This is a genomic window from Enterovirga aerilata, from assembly GCF_013044135.1.
GTDB classification, from domain to species: Bacteria; Pseudomonadota; Alphaproteobacteria; order Rhizobiales; family Beijerinckiaceae; genus Enterovirga; species Enterovirga aerilata.
This window is the reverse complement of the sequence record NZ_JABEPP010000002.1, coordinates 284,222-303,683: the sequence shown is the minus strand read 5'-3', so window position 1 is coordinate 303,683 and position 19,462 is coordinate 284,222. Positions and strand designations below refer to the sequence as shown.

Sequence of the window (19,462 nt, the reverse complement as noted above, 5' to 3'; positions counted from 1 at the left end):
TATCCGCCGGTCGCGACCGGGCCCGGACGGGCTCGACCGGGCCAGGCTCCGCCGAGGAGGCTCACATGAAGGAGCCGTCGGACTTCCCGCCCCAGTTCCGGCGGCAGATCCGCCCGGGAACGCGGCTGAACGGCATCTACGAGATCGATGCGCTCATCGCGACGGGCGGCATGGGCGAGGTCTATAGCGGCCGGGCCATCGAGACCGGGATCAAGGTCGCCATCAAGATGGTCCGGTCGGACCTGACGGAGAACGAGACGGTCCTCGCCCTCTTCCGCAAGGAGGCGGCGGCGCTCCACAACCTCCAGCACGAAGCCGTCGTCCGCTATTACGTCTTCACCACGGACCCCGAGCTGCAATGCCCGTATCTCGCGATGGAGTTCGTGGAGGGCCAGTCCCTCTCCACCCTGGTCGCGCAAGGACCGCTGCCGCTCGCCAGCGTGCGCATCCTGCAGCGCCGGATCGGGTCGGCGCTCGCCGCCGCCCATCGCGCCGGCATCGTCCACCGGGACATCTCTCCCGACAACATCATCCTGCCGGAGGGTGACGCGTCGCGTGCGAAGCTGATCGATTTCGGCATCGCGCGCAGCGCCTTCGGCGGTGGGACGGTGATCGGCGACCGCTTTGCGGGCAAGGCGAACTACGCCTCGCCCGAGCAGGTCGGCCTCTATGGCGGCGTGACCGGGCCGAAGGCCGACATCTACAGCTTCGGCCTCACGCTCACCGCCGCGATCCTGGGCGAGCCGCTCAATATGGGCGGCACCCAGCTCGAGGTCGTGCGCAAGCGCCAGGTGCTCCCGCCGGACCTGCGGCGGGTCGACCCGAGCTTCCGCCCGCTCCTCGCCAAGATGCTGCAGCCGAAGCCGGACGACCGGCCCGCCAGCATGGCGGAGGTCGCCGCCTGGGAGCCCGAACCAACCCGGATCGGAGCTCTCGACAGGGGCAGGCCCGGCCGGCGCTGGGTCGTGCCGGCGATCGCCGGGACGGCGCTGCTCGTCAGCGCCGGCGCAGGCTTCTTCGTCTCCCGCTACCTGGACGAGGACGCACCATTGGCCCCCGCCCCCGCCCGCATGGCGCATCAGGGCGAGCCAGCGCCCGCGCCCGAGGCGCGCCGGGCGGGACCGCCCGATCGTGCCGCGGAGCCGGCACGCGCAGCGCCCGAGCCGGCGCCCAGCCTCGCCCTGCTGCCCCCTCCCCCGGCCGCCCCGCCTCCGGCGGCGGCGGCGCGCCAGACCCCGTCCGATCCCGCGCTGCAGCTGCCATCCGCACTCCCTGCCGTTCCGCAGCCCGTCATTCCTCCAGCTGAGCCGGCGGCGCCGCGGCAGGAGCCGGTTCGGCCACCTCCGCAGGAGGCATCGGCGCCGCCCGCTCCGGCGAGACCTGCCCTCCCGCCCGGCGTCTTCCAGGATTGCTCGTTCTGCCCGCAGCTCGTCGCCGTCCCGGGCGGCAGGTTCCGGATGGGAAGCAACGCGGACCCGACCGAGCGGCCGGTCCGCGATGTGACGATCCGCGGTTTCGCGGCGGGGCGCTTTCCGGTCACGGTCGCCGAGTGGCGCGACTGCGTCCTCGACAAGGCCTGCGCCTTCGATCCCGGCGGGAATCCGGACGAGCCGGTGCGCAACGTGAGCTGGGCCGACGCGCAGGCCTACATCGCCTGGCTCTCGCGCCTGAGCGGCATGCGGTATCGTCTCCTCACGGAGGCGGAGTGGGAATACGCCGCCCGGGCGGGCACGACGACCCGATACTGGTGGGGCGACCAGTTCCGGTCCGACATGTCGCCGTGCCGGAGCTGCGGCACGCCCGCGAGCCGCGCGCCGCCGAAGGTGGGCAGCTTCCCGGCCAACCCGTTCGGCCTGCACGGGGTCACCGGTTCGGTGACGCAATGGACCCAGGATTGCTGGCACAAGGACTACCGGGGCGCGCCGAAGGACGGCTCGGCCTGGCTCGGCCCGCAATGCCGCGAGCGCGTGCTGCGCGGCGGCGCCTGGAACAACGACGAGGCCGGGCTGCGGGTCTCCAGCCGCGAATTCTACGAGGCGTCCGTCCGCTATCCGAACCACGGCTTCAGGGTGGCGCGCGACATGTGAGGCCCGGAGCGGGCGACAGAGGGGGAGACGCAAGATGATCCTGGCCCGTCACCTGATCGCAGCGGCCGCGGCGCTCCTGCCCCTGGCGGCCGCCGCGCAGACCCCGCCGCCGCATCCAGGCCATACGGCAGAGCCGCAGAATCCGCTCCCGCCCACCCCCGCACCCGCCGACGCCAAGCTGTATTTCATCGCGCCCGTGGACGGTGCGCGGATCCGGGGGCCTTTCGTCGTGCAGTTCGGGCTCCGCGGAATGGGCGTGACCCAGGCCGGCGTCACGACGCCGAATACGGGCCATCACCATCTCCTGGTGAACGTGAAGACGCCGCTCGACCCGAACGAGCCCATTCCGGCCGACAAGAACCATATCCATTTCGGAGGCGGGCAGACGGAAACCCGCCTCGACCTTCCGCCCGGCCGGCACACGCTCCAACTCGTCCTCGGCGACGCGCTCCACCGTCCGTTCCAGCCGATCGTGGCCTCCGAGCGCATCGAGATCGTGGTGCTGCGGCCGGTGACGAAGAAGAAGCGCCGGCGGCTCTGAGCGGGCCAGGCCGGGTTGGGCCCATGGCTCCGATCATGTATCCCCGACGGAGTGGCCAGAGAGGTGACGTGATGGCGGACCGGACCCGGCGGGGCGGCGGCGATTCGAGGGAAGCGGCCGAGCGCGCCTTCCGGGCGGCGACCACGAGGCCGGCGGAAGTCGCGCGCCCCACGCAGGTGGCGGTTCCGCGCGCCAGGGAAATGGTGTCGATCAGGCTCGACCGGGACGTCCTGGAGCATTTCCAGGCGGACGGGCCGGGCTGGCAGGAACGGATCAACGATGCCTTGAGGAAGGCCGCCGGCCTTTAGGCGAGCGCCGTGCGGCTTCGCGCGGAGGCCCTCACCGGCGAGGCCTTCGCACCGTTCGGCCGCGTGCTCGACGGCCGGGCGGCGCGTCCGACCCTCGTCAACCAGGGCCGTGCGGTCCGGACGGATCTGGCGCATCTTCCGGCGGCCGGGCTCCGGTTTACGCTCGCCCGCTACGACGTGGCCCCGAGCTCGCTTCCGCTCGACATCGTCCTCATGGAACGGCATCCGCAATCCGAGCAGGCCTTCTTCGCCCTCGCCGGCGGCACCGCCCTGGTCGTGGCGGCCGGGACGGCCGCGGACGGCTCGCCCGATCTCTCATCCGCCAGGGCTTTCATCGCGCGGCCGGAGACCCCATTTCTCTATGCGGCCGGAACGTGGCATGCACCGCTCTTCGCATTGGGCGGTGGCGGCGCGTTCCTCATGGGAATGCGCGAGAGCGGCACGCCGGCCGATTGCGAGACCTTCGAGCTGACGACGACGCTGCGCGTCGAGCCGTGATCCCGGGATGCCGGGATCGGCGGATACCAGGATCCAGGACTGACGTGTCGATGAGCGCTGCCGCCCCCAAGGTGTCCTTCGTGTCGCTCGGCTGCCCGAAGGCGCTGGTCGATTCCGAGCGCATCATCACGCAGCTTCGGGCGCAGGGCTACGAGCTGACCAAGCGGCATGACGGCGCCGACGTCGTGATCGTCAATACCTGCGGGTTTCTCGATTCGGCGAAGGCCGAGTCGCTCGGCGCCATCGGCGACGCCATGGCCGAGAACGGCCGAGTGATCGTGACCGGATGCATGGGCGCCGAGCCGGAGGTTATCCGCGAGCGCTTTCCCGGTGTTCTCTCGGTTACCGGGCCGCAACAATACGAGAGCGTGCTCGCCGCGGTGCACCAGGTCTCCCCGCCCAGGCACGACCCGTTCCTGGACCTCGTGCCGCCTCAGGGGATCAAGCTCACGCCGCGGCACTACGCCTATCTGAAGATCTCGGAAGGCTGCAATCACCGCTGCACCTTCTGCATCATCCCCAAGCTTCGGGGCGACCTCGCCAGCCGGCCGGCGGCCGAGGTGCTGCGCGAGGCAGAAAGGCTCGTCAAGGCCGGCGTGAAGGAGCTGCTCGTCGTCTCGCAGGACACGAGCGCCTATGGAATTGACCTCAAGTACTCAGATAGCGTTTGGCGGGATCGTGCTGTGCGCGCACGATTTTTCGACTTGGCTAAAGAGCTCGGGCAGCTCGGCGCATGGGTGCGGCTGCACTACGTCTATCCCTATCCGCATGTCGACGAGGTGATCCCGCTCATGGCCGAGGGGATCGTCCTGCCCTACCTGGACATCCCTTTCCAGCACGCCTCGCCGGCCGTGCTGAAGGCCATGCGCCGGCCGGCCCATGGCGAGAGAACGCTCGACCGCATCAGAACCTGGAGGACGATCGCGCCCGACCTTGCCATCCGCTCGACCTTCATCGTCGGCTTCCCGGGCGAGAAGGAGGAGGATTTCGAGCTGCTTCTCGACTGGCTCAAGGAGGCGCGGCTCGACCGGGTCGGCTGCTTCAAGTTCGAGCCCGTGGCGGGCGCTCCCGCGAACAACTTCGCGGCTCCTGTGCCGGAGGAGGTGAAGGAGCAGCGCTGGCACCGCTTCATGGCGGCCCAGCGCGAGATCAGCCGGAAGAACCTGGCCAGGAAGGTCGGAAAGCGCCTCCCCGTCATCATCGACGAGGCGAACGGCCCGGTCGCCAAGGGCCGCTCCAAATACGACGCGCCGGAGATCGACGGCACCGTCCACGTCGCCTCCCGGCGCCCGCTGCGGCAGGGCGAGATCGTCACCTGCCGCATCGAGCGCTCGGACGATTACGACCTGTTCGGCCAGGCCGTTTGACGCGCCTCAGGGCGTCAGGATCGTGGCGCCCGTGGTCTCGCGGCCTTCGAGCGCGCGATGCACGTCGGCCGCCTCCGCGAGCTTGGCCCGCTTGTTGATCGTGATCTTCACCACCCCGGACGAGACGACCTCGAAGAGGTTGCGGGCGATCTCGTCGAGCCACTCGCGCTTCGCCGTGAAGGTGTTGAGGGTCGGCCGGGTGACGTAGAGCGAGCCGCGCGGTGCGAGCAGGCCGAGGTTGAAGTTCTCGACCGGCCCCGAGGCAGAGCCGAAATTCACAAGCATCCCCAGGGGCTTCAGGCAGTCGAGCGACTGTACCACCGTGTCCTTGCCGACGCCGTCATAGACGACCTCGCATTTCTGCCCGCCGGTGATCTCGCGGACCCGGTCCACGAAGTTCTCCTGCCGGTACAGGATCACATGATCACAGCCGTTCTGGCGGGCGAGCTCGGCCTTCGCCTCGCTGCCCGCGGTGCCGATGACCGTCGCGCCGAGATGCTTGGCCCATTGCGAAAGGATGAGCCCGACGCCGCCCGCGGCCGCGTGAACGAGGATCGTGTCGCCGCGCTTCACCTTGTAGGAGCGATGGAGGAGGTACTCGACCGTCATGCCCTTCAGCATGATGGCCGCCGCGAGCTCGTCGGAGATGCCGTCCGGCAGCTTGACGGCAATCGCGGCCGGCACGTTGCGCTCCGCCGCGTAGCAACCGAGCGCCGCCACATAGGCCACGCGATCGCCCGGCTTGAAAGCGGTCACGCCCTCCCCCACGGCCGTGACCTCGCCCGCTCCCTCGTTCCCGGCGATGAAGGGGAGCGCCGGCGCCTGATAGTGGCCGGTCCGGAAATACGTGTCGATGTAGTTCACCCCGATCGCCGTCTGCCGCACGCGCAGCTCGCCCGGGCCGGGGGCGGGAAGGTCGATCTCCTCGTATGTCAGGACCTCGGGGCCGCCATAGCGATGAACCCGGACTGCCGCGACCATGTCTCTCTCCCTGTTGCGTGTCAGACGCATTAGAAGCGCAGCAATCCGGCGGCAACTCCGCCGACGGCCGGGGCGCGCATGACGGACAGGCGGTTCGACGTCGTATTGGTGGGGGCAGGCGCGGTCGGCCTCGCGGGCGCCCTCGCCTTCTCCCGGGCCGGGTTCGCGACCTGTCTCGTCGGGCCGGCGCCGGAGCGCCGCGACGGCCGCACCGCGGCTCTTCTCGAGACCTCGCTCGCCTTCCTCCGAGGCCTGGGCGTCGGATCTGTCCTGGAGGCGACCTCGCAGCCGCTCCGGACCCTGCGCCTCGTGGACGACACGGAGAGCCTGTTCCGGCCACCCCCGGTGGAGTTCCGGGCCGCCGAGATCGGGCTCGACGCGTTCGGTCGCAACATCGAGAACGCGGCTCTCGTCGAACTCCTGGTCGATGCCGTGCGGCGGGATGCCAGGATCCTCTGGTTGCCGGAATTCGCGGCCGGCCTTTCGGGCGAGGATTTCTCGGCCGTCCGGCTCCGCGACGGTTCGTCGGTCGCGGGGGCGCTGGTCGTCGCCGCGGACGGCCGGAAGTCGCGCCTGCGCGACGAAGCAGGGCTGGAGGCGTCAGAGACCCGCCATCCGCAGGTCGCGCTCACGACGATCCTCGGCCACGAGCGGGAGCATGGGGACGTCTCGACCGAATTCCATACCGGCTCCGGTCCCTTCACGCTGGTGCCCCTTCCCGGCCGCCGCTCGAGCCTGGTGTGGGTGAACCGCCCGCCCGTCGCCGAGCGGCTGGTGGCGCTTCCCGACGCGGAGCTCGCATCCGCGATCGAGGCACGCTCGCACCGCATTCTCGGCAGGATGCGGATCGACGGGCCGCGCGGGATCGTTCCCCTCTCGACGGTTCGGGTTCCGCGGCTCCATCGCGGCCGCCTGGCGCTGGCCGGCGAGGCCGCCCATGCCGTGCCGCCGATCGGGGCGCAGGGGCTCAATCTCGGATTCGCGGATGTGGAGGCGCTGCTGGACCTCGCCATGGTGGCGCGCTCGGGCGGGGCCGATATCGGCAGCCCTGCCCTCTTTTCTCGGTACCAGCGGGCGCGGTTGCGGGACGTTCAGGTCCGCACCGCCGCAATCCACGGGCTCAACCGGGCCCTCCTCTCGGGGCTTCTGCCGCTCGACATGGCGCGCGGCTTCGGGCTCGGGCTCCTGGCGCGGGTCGGTCCGCTCCGCCGCGCGGTGATGCGCGCCGGGCTCGGCACGGCCCGCTTCAGCGGAACGGGTTCAGCGGCAAGATCCCGGTCTGCGTCAGGAGGATGAAGCCGGTCAGCGTCACGATCGACGCGACCGTCCCGACGAGCACGCAGGCAGAGGCGCGCTCGATGCCCGTGTCATACTGGCGGGCGAGGACGAAGATGTTCAGCGCCGGCGGCAACGCCGCCATGACGATCGCGGCCTCTACCCAGACCGGATCGAAGGGGCCGAAGGCGGCGAGCACCAGCCAGACGATCAGCGGGTGCAGGACGAGCTTGATCCCGACGAGCCACCCGACCTCGCCGGGCAGCTTTCCGACTGGCCGCATCGCGACGGTCACGCCGAGCAGGAACAGCGCGCAGGGGGCTGACGCGCCCGAAAGCCAGGTGACCATCGTCTCGACCGCTGCCGGCGGCCGTATCCGGAACAGGCTCGCCAGGATGCCGATGATGGTCGCGACCACGAAGGGATGCGTCAGCACCTTGCGGACGATATCGGCCGCGGTGGCGAGCGCGCTCCGCCGCTCCACGCCCGCCAGCGCCATGAGCGCCGGGGTGGCCGAGAACAGGAAGAACGTGTCGAAGACGAAGATGAGCGCGACCGGCGCGCTCGCGGCCGGACCGAGCAGGCTCAGGATCATCGGCGGGCCCATATAGCCGATATTCGAATACGACCCCGCGACGGCCCCGAGGACGGTTTCGGGCGGACGAAGGCCGTTCAGCCTTCCGGCCGCGAAGGACAAAACGAAGGCCAGAGCCGTGGAGAGCGTCGTACCCGCGATGAAGGGCCAGTTGGCGAGCTCGCTGATCGGTTTTTCGGAGATCAGCCGGAAGAACAGGCAGGGCAGTGCCAGATAGATGAGGAAGAGCTGCATCCAGGCGAGGCCGCCCTCCGGCACCTTCGCGATGCGCGCGATGGCGAAGCCCAGAGCGATCACGCCGAAGAAGGGGAAGAGCAGGTTGAACAGGCCGACTGGGTCCGACATCGGGCCTCGCAGGGAACGGCGCCTTCTCGCAACGGCCTCGGCCATCCGCAACCCGTCGCGGCCGCATGGTTGACGGGTGCCGCGCGGGACCGCCAATGCTCGGCCGCGTCAAGCCGCCCCAGAGGTCCCGATGAAGCTGCCGCGACGATTCTTCCAGCCGCTCGCCGTCGGCGCGCCGGCGCCCCTCCGCGAGCTGCCGGTGCGGCTCGAGCGGATGATCCACTTCGTCCCGCCCCATGTCGAGAAGATGCGGGCGAAGGTCCCGGACCTCGCGGCGCAGGTGGATGTCGTACTCGGCAACCTGGAGGATGCGATCCCGGCGGACATGAAGCTCGAGGCGCGGCGCGGCTTCATCCGGATGGCCGAGAGCACCGACTTCGGCTCGACCGGGCTATGGATCCGGATGAACGCCCTCAACTCGCCCTGGGCGCTGGACGATCTTCTCGAGATCGTGGCCGCGGTCGGCTCCAAGCTCGACGTCGTGATGGTTCCGAAGGTCGAGGGCGCGTGGGACATCCACTACGTGGACCAGCTTCTCGCGCAGCTCGAAGCCAAGCACCGCGTCGGAAAGCCGATTCTGATCCACGCGATCCTGGAGACGGCGGAAGGCGTGAAGAACGTCGACGAGATAGCCGCCGCCTCGCCGCGCATGCACGGGATGAGCCTTGGACCGGCCGACCTTGCGGCTTCGCGCGGCATGAAGACGACCAGGGTCGGCGGCGGTCACCCGGAGTACAAGGTGTTGGGCGATCCGGCGGGGGGCGGGACGCGCTCGGTCGCGCAGCAGGACCTCTGGCATTACACCGTCGCCCGGATGGTCGACGCCTGCCTCGCGAACGGCATCAAGCCCTTCTATGGTCCCTTCGGAGACTTCTCCGACCCGGATGCGTGTGAGGCGCAGTTCCGCAACGCCTTCATCATGGGCTGCGTCGGCGCCTGGTCGCTCCACCCGAGCCAGATCGCGATCGCGAAGCGCGTCTTCTCGCCCGACCCGGGCGAAGTGGCCTTCGCGCGCAGGATCCTTGCGGCGATGCCGGACGGCACGGGAGCGGTCATGATCGATGGGAAGATGCAGGACGACGCGACCTGGAAACAGGCCAAGGTCATCGCCGATCTCGCGAAACTGGTCGAAGCCAAGGATGGAGCCCGGGCGATGACCTGAGCGGCTTCCGTCCTGCGCCCGCGGTGGCTATATCCGGACCATGCCAGACCCAGTGAAGGGCCGGGTCGCCCGCTTCGCGATCGGACAGGTCGTGCGCCACCGGATCTTCCCGTTCCGGGGCGTGATCTTCGACGTCGACCCGGTGTTCAACAACACCGAGGAATGGTGGCTGGCCATCCCGGAGGAGATCCGGCCGTCGAAGGACCAGCCCTTCTACCATCTCTTCGCCGAGAACGACGAGACCGAATACATCGCCTATGTCTCGGAGCAGAACCTCCTGCCGGACACCTCGGGACGGCCGCTCCGCCACCGGCAGATCGAGGAGGTGCTGGAGCCGAAGGGCGACGGCTCCTACCGGATCAGGATGAGCGGGGCCAACTAGCCCACAAACGAAAGGGCCGCATCGAGATGCGGCCCTTCGGTCTTACTGCTTCGGCGCCGGGCTCGCCGGAGCCGCTCCGCCCGCGGCCGGAGCGCCGCCCTGCCCTGCGGAGGCTTCCAGCCGCTTGCGCAGCTCCTCGCTCCGCTTCTCCAGCTCTTCCTGCAGCCGCTTCTGCTGCTCGGCGAGAACCTGCGGGTCGATCGGCGCGCCGTCGAAGGCCTTCGCGAAGCCGGCGAGCGGGACCGCGAAGGTGACCTCGCGGCCGACTTGGTTCTGCACGCTGACGTTGATCGTCGTCCCCTTCTTCATCGAGTTCACGACGTCGTCCTTGAGGCCGGTCGCCTCGGCGAAGCAGCCGTTCGGGAAGCACATCGTGTAGGTGCCGGCCATCGGCGATCCCTGGTCCACCGCGAAGCGGATGCCCGGCCGCAGCAGCAGGCCGAGCGGCATCAGGAAGCGGACGACCTTCTGCGGCGGATTCGACTTGATGTCGTAGATCGCGGCGGCGAGAACCGGCTGGCCCTGGTCGGACACGAAGTCGCGCGTCGTGTAGCATATCTCGGTCTGATTGCCCGGGTCCTTGCCGCAGACCTTGGTCCACTCGGCCTGGGACGGCTCGGGCTTCACCTGCACGACGAGAGGACCCGTCTGCGCCTGCTGTCCCTGCTGATTGTTCTGCTGCGCGGGCTGGGCCGGGGCGCTCTGGGCGGGAGCGGCCGGACGCTGCTGCCGCTGCGCTTGCGCGAGAGCCTCCGCACCACCCAAAACGGTCGTGATCGAAACTGCGAGCCCCAGCGGCTTGGCACAGCACGCGAGACGTGTCTTCAAAGACATCCCGAATTCCTCGTTCTTGGATTGTAGGGCGGAGCCGCCGCCGCCGCTTCGGAGCTTTCGACGCTTCGCGCTACCGGGTCAATCCTCACGGAATGAGGCGAGGGCATGACGCGCGGGGGACCCTCTAGCGGCTCTTTCCCCGCCTGGCCAGCGGCACATCTTCGCCGCCGCGCTCCCGCTTGTGGTTCCCCTGCCGGGAAGCGGTCTTGGAATGCGAGGGAAACCGCCGTTCCGACACGGACGGGACCTCGGCTCGGCTGACGGCGTGAGCTGAAGCGCTCAATCCGCGTCAAAGCTGGGAATTCCGCCGGGCTCTGGTGGCGGCAGCCCGAGTGATCGGCAATTGTTCCTTGAAGCGAATCAGGGACCGGGGCTGATCGAGCCGCATGGCCATTGTGGCGCCAGGGCGACCGCCCGCCGACCGGCACCGAACGGGGGAATGGGACGCGAGCGGCGCGCTCGCCCGTCTTCTCGCCGAAGCCGCGGGCGAGAGCCCGGACAGGGTGGCCTTTCGGGACGGCCCCGGGCGCGAGATCTGGTGCCGCCGGCCGAGCTTCGAGCTGAGCCGCGAGATCGCGACAGAAGCGGTGCGGCGACTAGCTGCCTACCTTGCCGGCCTCGGCCTCGACCCGGCCTCCCGGGTCGGGATCTGCCTTCCGAACGGCTCGGAGGCGGCCATGTCGCTTCTCGCAGTCGGCCGGGCCGGGCTTACACCCTGCCTTCTCGACGTCACCGCCAGCGCGGGCGAGCTGTCGAACGCGATCGAGACGGCCGACATGCGGGCGGTCATCACCCAGGCCCATCTCGGCCAGGACCGGCTCGCCGAGAAGATGTGCTTCGTGGCTGCGGGCTTCTTCCGCCTGCGTTTCCTGCTCGCCTTCGGGCCCGATGTGCCGGACGGGGTGGTCGATCTCGATCCCGTGCTCCTGGAGCAGCGACCGCCCCGGGCTCTGTGCTCTCCGGTCGAAGCGCCGGCCGAGACCGAGGCGGGCATCGTGAGCTTTGCCCGGGGCAGCGGCGGCAGAAGCGCCCTGTTCCGTTCCTACAGGTCCCTCATCGCAGCTGCGGCGCCGATCGTCGCCGCGGCCAGGCTGCGTCCCGGCGAACGCCTTCTCAGCCTCCTGCCTCCGGACGATCTGAAGGGCTTGGCGACGGGGCCGGTCGCGGCCCTCATCGCCGGGGCTGCGCTCGAGGCGCATTGCGCGTTCGACCCGGCCAGGCTCGCCGAAGCCCTCGCGGCGCCCGAGCCCACGCATCTGGTGGCGCCGGCCTGGATGGAGCCTGCCCTGCCGGAGATCGATCCGGGCGCGGAGCTCAGATCGATCATTCTCGTCCACGAGCCCCCGGTCCAGCTCGAGGCTCGGCCGGGAGCGGCGGGTCGGATCGTCGACGTGGTCTGCTGCACGGAGCTCGCACTCCTGTCGTCCGCGCGCAGCCGGCCCGGCGAGATCTCCTTTCAGGCTTTGTGCGGTGCAGAAGGCGGGGTCACAGGGTCTCTGGTGGAGGTCCGGCTCGGCCCCGGGGACGAGATCTGCCTGCGCGGTCCAGCGCTCGCACGGCCCGACCACACGAAGGCGGACAGCCTCGACTGGCAGCCCTCAGGGCTCGGAATCGAACGAAACGGCGGTGTGATCGTCCGGATAGCTTGACCGGAGGGGTGAAACCATTGTCATGCTCCTGAGTTGTTGCGCTGCGGCGTAACTCGGTGCGGGCGGCATGAACGATCTGCAGAAGGTTCTGGTGGTCGACAACGGCGAACGCGACGAGGTCGACCCTCTCGCCGCGGAGCTCGCCGAGCTCGGCTTTTCCAGCGTCACCACCTCCTTCGAGGCCGCAGACGATGTTCTGCAGGTCCTGCCGCAGCCCTCGGCCATCTTCCTGAAGATGCCGCAGAAGTCCGGGGACGCGAGTTCTCGGGAGATCCTCGCCCTCGCCGACCGCCTTCGGATCGCGCAAGGGCCGGCCGGCGCCCCCGTCTTCGTCTGGGACCGGGCCCGCATGCTGCAGAGTGGCGGTGTCTCCGCGCTGCTGCGCGGCGAGTTCAGCGCCGAGGCGCTCGCGACCGCCTGACCACCCTTCGCCGGAAGCCGACTTGCCGCTCAGCGGCGTCCGCGCGGCAGGTAAGCCTGCTTCCGGGCCGCCGCGACCGCCTTCGGAGGCGCGGGCGCCGGTTTCGGCGCGGGGACCAGGGCCGAGATCGACTTCCCGTCCGCCACCGCCAGGAGCTCCTTGACGATCCGGTTCGTCGTCTTGAGCCGGCGGCCGATATCGTCCGCCTCGCGCAGGAACACGACCTTCATGTCGGGCCGGACCTTCGCGAAGGAGCCCTGTTCGCCGACATATTTCACGAGCCCGGCCGGGTTCGCGAAGGCATTGTCGCGGAAGGACACGATGATGCCCTTCGGGCCGGCCTCGACCTTGTCGATATTCGCGCGCCGGCACAGGACCTTGATCGCCATCACGGCGAGCAGCTGATCGATCTCCGGCGGGATCGGGCCAAAGCGGTCCACGAGCTCGGCCCGGAAAGCTGCGAGTTCCTCTTCGGTTTCGAAGGTGGCGAGCCGGCGGTAGAGGGCAAGCCGAAGCTGGAGATCGGAGACATAGGTCTCGGGGATCATGACGGGGGCGCCGATCGCGATGGTCGGGGACCATTGCTCCTCCACCTCGTCCTCGTCGGCCACGCCGGCCTTCAGGGCCGCGACGGCATCCTCCAGCATCTGCTGATAGAGTTCGTAGCCGACCTCCTTGATGTGGCCGGACTGCTCCTCTCCGAGGAGGTTGCCCGCACCCCGGATGTCCAGGTCGTGGGAGGCGAGCTGGAAGCCGGCGCCGAGCGTGTCCAGCGACTGCAGCACCTTGAGCCGGCGTTCGGCCTGGACCGTCAGGGTCCGGTTCGCCGGCGTGGTGAAGAGGGCATAGGCCCGCGTCTTCGAGCGCCCTACCCTGCCGCGAAGCTGATAGAGCTGGGCGAGCCCGAACATGTCGGCCCGGTGCACGATGAGCGTGTTGGCGCTCGGAATGTCCAACCCGGATTCCACGATCGTCGTGGAGAGGAGGACGTCGTACTGGCCGTCGTAGAAGGCCGTCATGACGTCCTCGAGCTGGCCCGCCGCCATCTGGCCGTGCGCCACCGCGACCTTCGCCTCCGGGACCTCGCGTGCGAGGAACTCGCGAACCTCGTCCAGATCCTGGATGCGCGGCACGACATAGAAGGCCTGCCCGCCGCGGTAGCGCTCGCGCAGCAGCGCCTCGCGGACCGCGAGCGGATCGAAGGGCATGACGAAGGTCCGCACCGCGAGCCGGTCGACGGGGGGCGTCGCGATGATGGACAGCTCGCGGACGCCGGTGAGCGCGAGCTGGAGCGTCCGCGGGATGGGGGTGGCGGAGAGCGTCAGCACATGAACCTCTGCGCGCAGCTCCTTCAGCCGCTCCTTGTGGGAGACGCCAAAGTGCTGCTCCTCGTCCACGACGATGAGGCCCAGCTCCTTGAACTTGGTCGCTTTCCCGAGCAGGGCGTGGGTGCCGACCACGATGTCGACGCTACCGTCCGCCAGGCCAGCCTTCACGGCCTTGAGCTCGGAAGCGGGCACGAAGCGAGACGCCTGGGCGACATTCACTGGCAAGCCCCGGAAGCGCTCGGCGAAGGTCTTGTAGTGCTGGCGCGCGAGCAGCGTGGTCGGCACCACCACGGCCACCTGGCGGCCGGACATCGCGACCGCGAAGGCCGCGCGCAAAGCCACCTCCGTCTTGCCGAATCCCACATCGCCGCAGATGAGCCGGTCCATGGGCCGGCCGGAAGCGAGGTCGCTCATGACGGCCTCGATCGCGTTCAGCTGGTCCTCCGTCTCCTCGTACGGGAAGCGGGCCGCGAACTCGTCGTAGAGCCCCTCGGGCGGGGAGACCTTCGGCGCTTCCTTGAGGAACCGCGCCGCCGCCACCTTCATGAGCTGAGCCGCCATCTCGCGGATGCGGCTCTTCATCTTCGCCTTGCGGGCCTGCCAGGCACCGCCGCCCAGCCGATCGAGCTGGACTTCCGTCTCCTCCGAACCGTAGCGCGACAGAAGCTCGATGTTCTCGACGGGCAGGTAGAGCCGGGCGTCGCCGGCATATTGCAGGTCGAGGCAGTCGTGCGGTGCGCCGGCGGCCGTGATCGTCTTCAAGCCCTCGAAGCGGCCGATGCCGTGGTCGACATGCACCACCAGATCGCCGGGCGTGAGGGCCGTGACCTCCGCCAGAAAATCCTGCGGGCGTTTGGAGGCGCGCTTCGGGCGGACCAGCCGGTCGCCCAGGATGTCCTGTTCGCCGATGACGGCGAGATCCGGCGTCTCGAACCCGGCTTCGAAGCCCCAGACCACCACGCCGACATCGCCCTTGGGCAGCGCGATCGCGTCGGTGAAGCGGGCCGCCGGCTTCGTCTCCGACAGGCCGTGATCCTCCAGCACGTGGCAGAGGCGCTCGCGCGAGCCCTCCGACCACGCGCCGACCAGCACGCGCTTGCCCTGGCCCTTCAGCGCGCGGATATGGTCGACGGCGGCCTGAAAGACGTTCACGTTCGGGTCGGTCCGCTCCGCGATGAAGTCGCGGCCCCGCCGCGCGCCGGCATCGACCACCGGGCGTCCATCGGAGGAAGGCTGAGCGAAAGGCGTGAGCCTGGCGAGCGGCAGCTCGGCCACGCGCTTCGCCCACTCATCTGGCGCAAGATAGAGCGCCTCGGGCTTCAGCGGCCGGTATGGCACAGCGGAGGCCTCCGCAGCCGAGGCAGAGGAGACCCGCGCGTCGAAGTAGTCCTTGACCTGCGCCAGGCGCTCGCCCGCCGCATCCTCGACGAGCGGGTCGAAGATCACCGGCACGTCGGGGACATAGTCGAGGAGCGTGTCCATCCGCTCGTGGAAGAGCGGGAGCCAGTGCTCCATGCCGGGATAGCGCCGCCCCTCGCTCACCGCCTCGTAGAGGCGGTCGTCGCGCCTCGTCGCGCCGAAGGCGGCCACATAGGCCTGGCGGAAGCGGCGGATCGACTCGGTCGTGAGCTGGATCTCGCTCATCGGCACAAGGTCGAGCGAGCGCATCTGCCCCACGGAGCGCTGCGTCTCCGGATCGAAGGACCGGATCGATTCGAGAGTGTCGCCGAAGAAGTCGAGCCGCACCGGAGCCGGCAGGCCCGGCGCATAGAGGTCGACGATGCCGCCCCGGACGGCATATTCGCCCGCCTCGCGGACCGTCCCGGTCCGGGTGAAGCCGTTGGTCTCGAGCCAGGCGACGAGGGCGTCCGTCTTCACCACGTTGCCGGGCGCGGCCGAGAAGGTTTCCGCGCCGATCCGCGCGCGCGGCGGCACGCGCTGCACCAGCGCATTCACGGTCGTGGAGAGGATGCGCGGCCGCTCCTCCGAACTGCGTGAGCGGGCAAGGCGGGCAAGCGCCGTCATGCGCTGGGCGGTGATGCCCGATGTCGGCGAGACGCGGTCATAGGGCTGGCAATCCCAGGCCGGGAAGGCGAGCACCTCGATCTCGGGCGCGATGAACCGGAGCGCGTTCTCGAAGGTCTGCCGGCGCTGCCCGTCGCGGGCGACGTGCAGAAGCACGGCCGGGCCCTCGGCATCGCGGGCGAGCCCGCGGGCGAGATCCGCGACGACGAGCGCATCGAATCCGTCCGGCACGCTCGCGAGCGTCAGGCTGTCGCCGCTCTTCAGGAGATCGAGGGCGCGGGCGAGCGGGCCCGCGAGGGAGGCTTTGGTCTTGGCCATCGGATCGGTTCGCGCTGAGGGCGCGGTCAGTGCTGGTCGAAGCCCCGGAACTCGCCGAGGCGGGCGATGAGGCCGGGATCGATCCCAGCCGGAGGCTCGTTCGTGCCGCTCACCCAGCCGAACACGTCGGCCTCGGGCAGGTCGAGAAGCTGCTCGAAAGCCGCGAGCTCCTGGTCCGACATCGTCCCGATCGCGCGGTCGGCGTAGCGGCCCATGATCAGGTCCATCTCGCGGGTGCCGCGATGCCAGGCGCGGAACAGCGCGCGCTTGCGCCGCGGATCGAGCGCGCCGGCGGAATCCGCCGGCGCGGCCACCGCGGCGCCCGGTCCTGAATGCGATTGGGCCATCGGAGGGCTATATAGCGGGTGAGCCCGGGCGTGCCAGGGCCTCCGCTCAAGATGTCGCTCAGGCCGTCGCTCCTCGATCCACTCTTCGCTCCCGTCTCGTCGCTCCCCGGCGTCGGACCGAGGATCGCGTCGGCGCTCGACCGTCTCCTCGGCGAGCACGGCCAGACCGCGCGCATCCTCGACCTGCTGTTCCACCTGCCGAGTGGCGCCGTATCCCGAGGTTCCCTCGGATCGGTGAGGGACGCCCCGATCGGCGAGCCCGTGACGCTCGCCGTCAAGGTCGCGGCGCACCGGCCCTCGCCCTATGCGCGTGCGAGGGCGCCGTACAGGGTGCTGGTGGAGGACGAGACCGGCGACGTCACGCTCGTCTTCTTCAACCTGCCGCGGGTGCGCATCGAACAGATGCTGCCGCTCGGCGCGCGCCGGCTGGTGTCCGGCACGATCGAGCTCTGGGACGGGCACCGGCAGATGGTCCATCCGGCGCGGATCATGGACGAGCGGCAGGCCGCGGAAGCACCGAGCTCCGAACCCGTCTACGGGCTTACGGAAGGCGTGTCGTCCCGGCTCATCGGGCGGTATGTTGGGGCGGCGCTGAAGAGAGTTCCCGATCTGCCGGAATGGCAGGATACGGCTTGGCGGGAGCGAAACGGATTCCCCGCCTTCGGGGAAGCGCTGGCGGCCGCGCATCGTCCCTCCGAGCAGCCGCAGGGCGACGATTCAGCGCCGGATCCGGCGCGACGCCGCCTCGCCTATGACGAGCTGCTCGCGACCCAGCTCGCGCTGGCACTCGTGCGAAGCCCCATGCGCCGGAGCGCCGGGCGCGTGAATGCCGGGGACGGCTCTCTCGTCCGCCGCATCGTCGAGACTCTCCCCTTCCCGCTCACCGGCGCTCAGCGGCGGGCCGTGGAGGAGATCCGGCAGGACCTCGTGGCCGAGACGCGGATGCTGCGCCTCCTGCAGGGCGATGTCGGGTCGGGGAAGACGCTGGTCGCGCTCCTCGCCATGGCGAGCGCGGTCGAAGCCGGCCGGCAAGCGGCGCTGGTGGCGCCCACCGAAATTCTCGCCCGCCAGCATGCCGAACGCATCGCCGCGCTGGCGGACCCGACCGGGCTGCGCGTCGCGGTCGTCACCGGGCGCGACCGGCCGGCCGAGCGCCGCCGCAGCCTCGCCGCGCTCGCGGCCGGAGACATCGATATCGCGGTCGGGACGCACGCCCTGATGCAGGAGGAGGTGGCATTCCGCGATCTCGGACTCGCCGTGATCGACGAGCAGCACCGCTTCGGCGTGCACCAGCGCCTGACGCTCGGCCGCAAGGGCGAGGCCGTGGACGTGCTCGTCATGACCGCGACCCCGATCCCGCGCACGCTGGCTCTCACCTCCTTCGGCGACATGGACATCTCGGTTCTGGACGAGAAGCCGCCCGGACGCCAACCGATCGATACGCGGCTGGTCTCGATCGAGCGCATCGAGCAGGTGACGGACGCCATCGCCCGCGCTCTCGCGGCGGGCGACCGGGTCTACTGGGTCTGTCCGCTCGTCGCCGAATCGGAAGCGGTCGACCTCGCGGCCGCCGAGGAACGTCATGCCGAGCTGGCGGAGATTCTCGGCCCGGACCGCGTGGGGCTCGTCCACGGCCGCATGAAGGGGCCGGAGAAGGACGCCGCCATGGAGCGGTTCCAGCGCGGCGACATCCAGGTTCTGGTCTCGACGACCGTCATCGAGGTGGGCGTGGACGTCTCCGCCGCGACCGTGATGGTGATCGAGCATGCGGAGCGCTTCGGTCTCGCCCAGCTCCATCAGCTCCGCGGCCGGATCGGGCGGGGAGACAAGGCCTCGACCTGCCTGCTCCTCTACAAGGGACCGCTCGGCGAGACCGCAAAGGCGCGGCTCGAGACGATGCGCCGGACCGAGAACGGGTTCGAGATCGCCGAGGAGGATCTGCGGCTCCGGGGCGAGGGCGAACTCCTCGGCGCCCGCCAGTCCGGAATGGCGGCGTTCAAGATGGCACGGCTCGACATCGATGCCGACCTGCTCGCTGCCGCCCGCGACGACGCGCGCCTCATCGTCGAACGTGACTGCGAGCTGACGAGCGAACGCGGCCGCGCCCTGCGGCTCCTGCTCTACCTGTTCGACCGCGACGCCGGGATACGGCTGCTTCGCGCAGGGTGATTCTCAAGCGTCGCCGACGAGCGTCGTCACCTTGCCCGAGCCGTCGCAATCCGGGCAGGGCTCGCCGCCCACTTTTCCGGTGCCCGAGCAGCGCGGGCAGAGATTCTCCCCGGACTGCCCGGTCCCTGGCGCAACCTCGTCGCCCGGCCTGCTGGTTTCGTCCACCATCGCGCTCACAGATTCGGGACGGCGAGCGCCTTGGCGCTCCCGTGATCCTCGAGGTCGAGGCCATATTCCAGCACCTCTTCCTCGGTCAGCTCGCGCAACGTCTCGGCTTCGCTCGCGGCCCCGGCAACCCGGGACGCCACGAGTTCGGCGTCGAGCTCGTCGGTCGCAACGACGACGAGGGCCGACTTCTCCGGCATGCCGCCTCCCCCGTCGGTCCGCGTGACCGTCACACCGTAACCCTTGTTCATCGGACGCTCCCCCGTTGGCCAGCCAAACGCCGAGAGGCGGCAGGTGGTTCGACGGGGGTCCCGGGAACCGTCTCCGGAAGGGCCGCGTTCGCCGCCCATACGCCAGGAGAATCGAGCATGAAGACGGCCAAGATAGCTCCCATCGCCGCGGCTGCTCTGCTCGCGGCCGGGAGCGCCCTCGCGCAAACGGCGTCCTCGCCGATGACGGGCAGCGCCGGAACGAGCAATGCGGGGACCAAGTCGGGCACCAACACGTCCGGCTCGGCGGCAAGCGGCGCTCACGGCACGCACGGTGCTCCGAGCACGGCGGCCGGCGGCGGCACGGCGGCCGGAACGACCGGCAGCACGATGGGCGCCGGCGCGAATACCGGCTCCGGTTCCATGACGAGCGGCGGAACCTCCCGCTGACCCCGA

Annotated in this window: 19 protein-coding genes; 12 read left to right on the top strand and 7 right to left on the bottom strand. The window is 69.9% G+C overall.

What is annotated here, in order from left to right:
- Positions 1 to 65: 65 nt before the first annotated feature.
- The 5 genes from HJG44_RS23980 to rimO all read left to right on the top strand — a co-directional run bounded on the left by HJG44_RS23980 (position 66) and on the right by rimO (position 4,801).
- Positions 66 to 2,087: an SUMF1/EgtB/PvdO family nonheme iron enzyme gene (locus tag HJG44_RS23980; protein WP_171217572.1), complete on the top strand. Its 2,022-nt coding sequence runs from the start codon at positions 66 to 68 to the stop codon at positions 2,085 to 2,087.
- Between the two features lie 34 nt (positions 2,088 to 2,121).
- On the top strand, positions 2,122 to 2,628 hold the full coding sequence (locus HJG44_RS06630; RefSeq protein ID WP_171217571.1) for a DUF4399 domain-containing protein: 507 nt from the start codon (positions 2,122 to 2,124) through the stop codon (positions 2,626 to 2,628).
- Positions 2,629 to 2,699: 71 nt separating this feature from the next.
- Positions 2,700 to 2,936: a BrnA antitoxin family protein gene (locus HJG44_RS06625; RefSeq protein ID WP_171217570.1), complete on the top strand. Its 237-nt coding sequence runs from the start codon at positions 2,700 to 2,702 to the stop codon at positions 2,934 to 2,936.
- Between the two features lie 9 nt (positions 2,937 to 2,945).
- Complete coding sequence (locus HJG44_RS06620; protein ID WP_171217569.1) at positions 2,946 to 3,434, top strand: ureidoglycolate lyase; 489 nt, start codon at positions 2,946 to 2,948, stop codon at positions 3,432 to 3,434.
- Between the two features lie 50 nt (positions 3,435 to 3,484).
- The gene (gene rimO / locus HJG44_RS06615; RefSeq protein WP_171217568.1) at positions 3,485 to 4,801 is read left to right on the top strand and encodes a 30S ribosomal protein S12 methylthiotransferase RimO; all 1,317 of its coding nucleotides are present in this window, start codon (positions 3,485 to 3,487) and stop codon (positions 4,799 to 4,801) included.
- A 6-nt stretch (positions 4,802 to 4,807) separates the two neighbouring features.
- Here the strand turns inward: rimO and HJG44_RS06610 are convergent, their stop codons facing one another.
- A complete protein-coding gene (locus HJG44_RS06610) occupies positions 4,808 to 5,782 on the bottom strand; it encodes a quinone oxidoreductase family protein (RefSeq protein ID WP_171217567.1) in 975 nt (324 codons plus the stop codon).
- 78 nt (positions 5,783 to 5,860) lie between these two features.
- Between HJG44_RS06610 and HJG44_RS06605 the strand changes: the two genes are divergently transcribed.
- On the top strand, positions 5,861 to 7,078 hold the full coding sequence (locus HJG44_RS06605) for an FAD-dependent monooxygenase (RefSeq protein ID WP_171217566.1): 1,218 nt from the start codon (positions 5,861 to 5,863) through the stop codon (positions 7,076 to 7,078).
- On the opposite strand, the gene HJG44_RS06600 is transcribed toward HJG44_RS06605, so the two are convergent.
- Complete coding sequence (locus HJG44_RS06600) at positions 7,029 to 7,997, bottom strand: AEC family transporter (protein WP_171217565.1); 969 nt, start codon at positions 7,995 to 7,997, stop codon at positions 7,029 to 7,031. The genes HJG44_RS06605 and HJG44_RS06600 overlap by 50 nt on opposite strands.
- A gap of 130 nt (positions 7,998 to 8,127) precedes the next feature.
- Between HJG44_RS06600 and HJG44_RS06595 the strand changes: the two genes are divergently transcribed.
- Entirely contained in the window at positions 8,128 to 9,159 is a 1,032-nt protein-coding gene (locus tag HJG44_RS06595; RefSeq protein ID WP_171217564.1) for an HpcH/HpaI aldolase/citrate lyase family protein, read from the top strand.
- Positions 9,160 to 9,199: 40 nt separating this feature from the next.
- Positions 9,200 to 9,541, top strand: a complete 342-nt coding sequence (gene hspQ, locus HJG44_RS06590) for a heat shock protein HspQ (RefSeq protein ID WP_171217563.1) — start codon at positions 9,200 to 9,202, stop codon at positions 9,539 to 9,541.
- 42 nt (positions 9,542 to 9,583) lie between these two features.
- Here hspQ and HJG44_RS06585 read toward each other — a convergent pair whose 3' ends face one another.
- Positions 9,584 to 10,375, bottom strand: coding sequence for an invasion associated locus B family protein (locus tag HJG44_RS06585; RefSeq protein WP_171217562.1), 792 nt, complete (start codon positions 10,373 to 10,375; stop codon positions 9,584 to 9,586).
- 386 nt (positions 10,376 to 10,761) lie between these two features.
- On the opposite strand from HJG44_RS06585, the gene HJG44_RS06580 reads away from it, so the two are divergent.
- Together HJG44_RS06580 and HJG44_RS06575 are read left to right on the top strand one after the other, a co-directional pair.
- A complete protein-coding gene (locus tag HJG44_RS06580; RefSeq protein WP_171217561.1) occupies positions 10,762 to 12,024 on the top strand; it encodes an AMP-binding protein in 1,263 nt (420 codons plus the stop codon).
- A 67-nt stretch (positions 12,025 to 12,091) separates the two neighbouring features.
- A complete protein-coding gene (locus HJG44_RS06575; RefSeq protein ID WP_171217560.1) occupies positions 12,092 to 12,445 on the top strand; it encodes a hypothetical protein in 354 nt (117 codons plus the stop codon).
- A 29-nt stretch (positions 12,446 to 12,474) separates the two neighbouring features.
- Here the strand turns inward: HJG44_RS06575 and mfd are convergent, their stop codons facing one another.
- Together mfd and HJG44_RS06565 are read right to left on the bottom strand one after the other, a co-directional pair.
- Positions 12,475 to 16,116, bottom strand: a complete 3,642-nt coding sequence (gene mfd, locus HJG44_RS06570) for a transcription-repair coupling factor (protein ID WP_171217559.1) — start codon at positions 16,114 to 16,116, stop codon at positions 12,475 to 12,477.
- A 26-nt stretch (positions 16,117 to 16,142) separates the two neighbouring features.
- A complete protein-coding gene (locus HJG44_RS06565; protein ID WP_346767112.1) occupies positions 16,143 to 16,430 on the bottom strand; it encodes an FAD assembly factor SdhE in 288 nt (95 codons plus the stop codon).
- A gap of 84 nt (positions 16,431 to 16,514) precedes the next feature.
- Between HJG44_RS06565 and recG the strand changes: the two genes are divergently transcribed.
- Positions 16,515 to 18,632 (top strand): ATP-dependent DNA helicase RecG, encoded by a 2,118-nt coding sequence (gene recG / locus HJG44_RS06560; protein ID WP_171218180.1) that lies wholly within the window; start codon positions 16,515 to 16,517, stop codon positions 18,630 to 18,632.
- 3 nt (positions 18,633 to 18,635) lie between these two features.
- Here recG and HJG44_RS06555 read toward each other — a convergent pair whose 3' ends face one another.
- Positions 18,636 to 18,800 carry a hypothetical protein gene (locus HJG44_RS06555; RefSeq protein ID WP_171217557.1) on the bottom strand — a complete coding sequence of 55 codons (165 nt, stop codon included), beginning with the start codon at positions 18,798 to 18,800 and terminating at the stop codon, positions 18,636 to 18,638.
- A gap of 5 nt (positions 18,801 to 18,805) precedes the next feature.
- Positions 18,806 to 19,048, bottom strand: coding sequence for a hypothetical protein (locus tag HJG44_RS06550; protein ID WP_171217556.1), 243 nt, complete (start codon positions 19,046 to 19,048; stop codon positions 18,806 to 18,808).
- A gap of 117 nt (positions 19,049 to 19,165) precedes the next feature.
- Between HJG44_RS06550 and HJG44_RS06545 the strand changes: the two genes are divergently transcribed.
- The gene (locus HJG44_RS06545) at positions 19,166 to 19,456 is read left to right on the top strand and encodes a hypothetical protein (RefSeq protein WP_171217555.1); all 291 of its coding nucleotides are present in this window, start codon (positions 19,166 to 19,168) and stop codon (positions 19,454 to 19,456) included.
- Positions 19,457 to 19,462 lie beyond the last annotated feature (6 nt).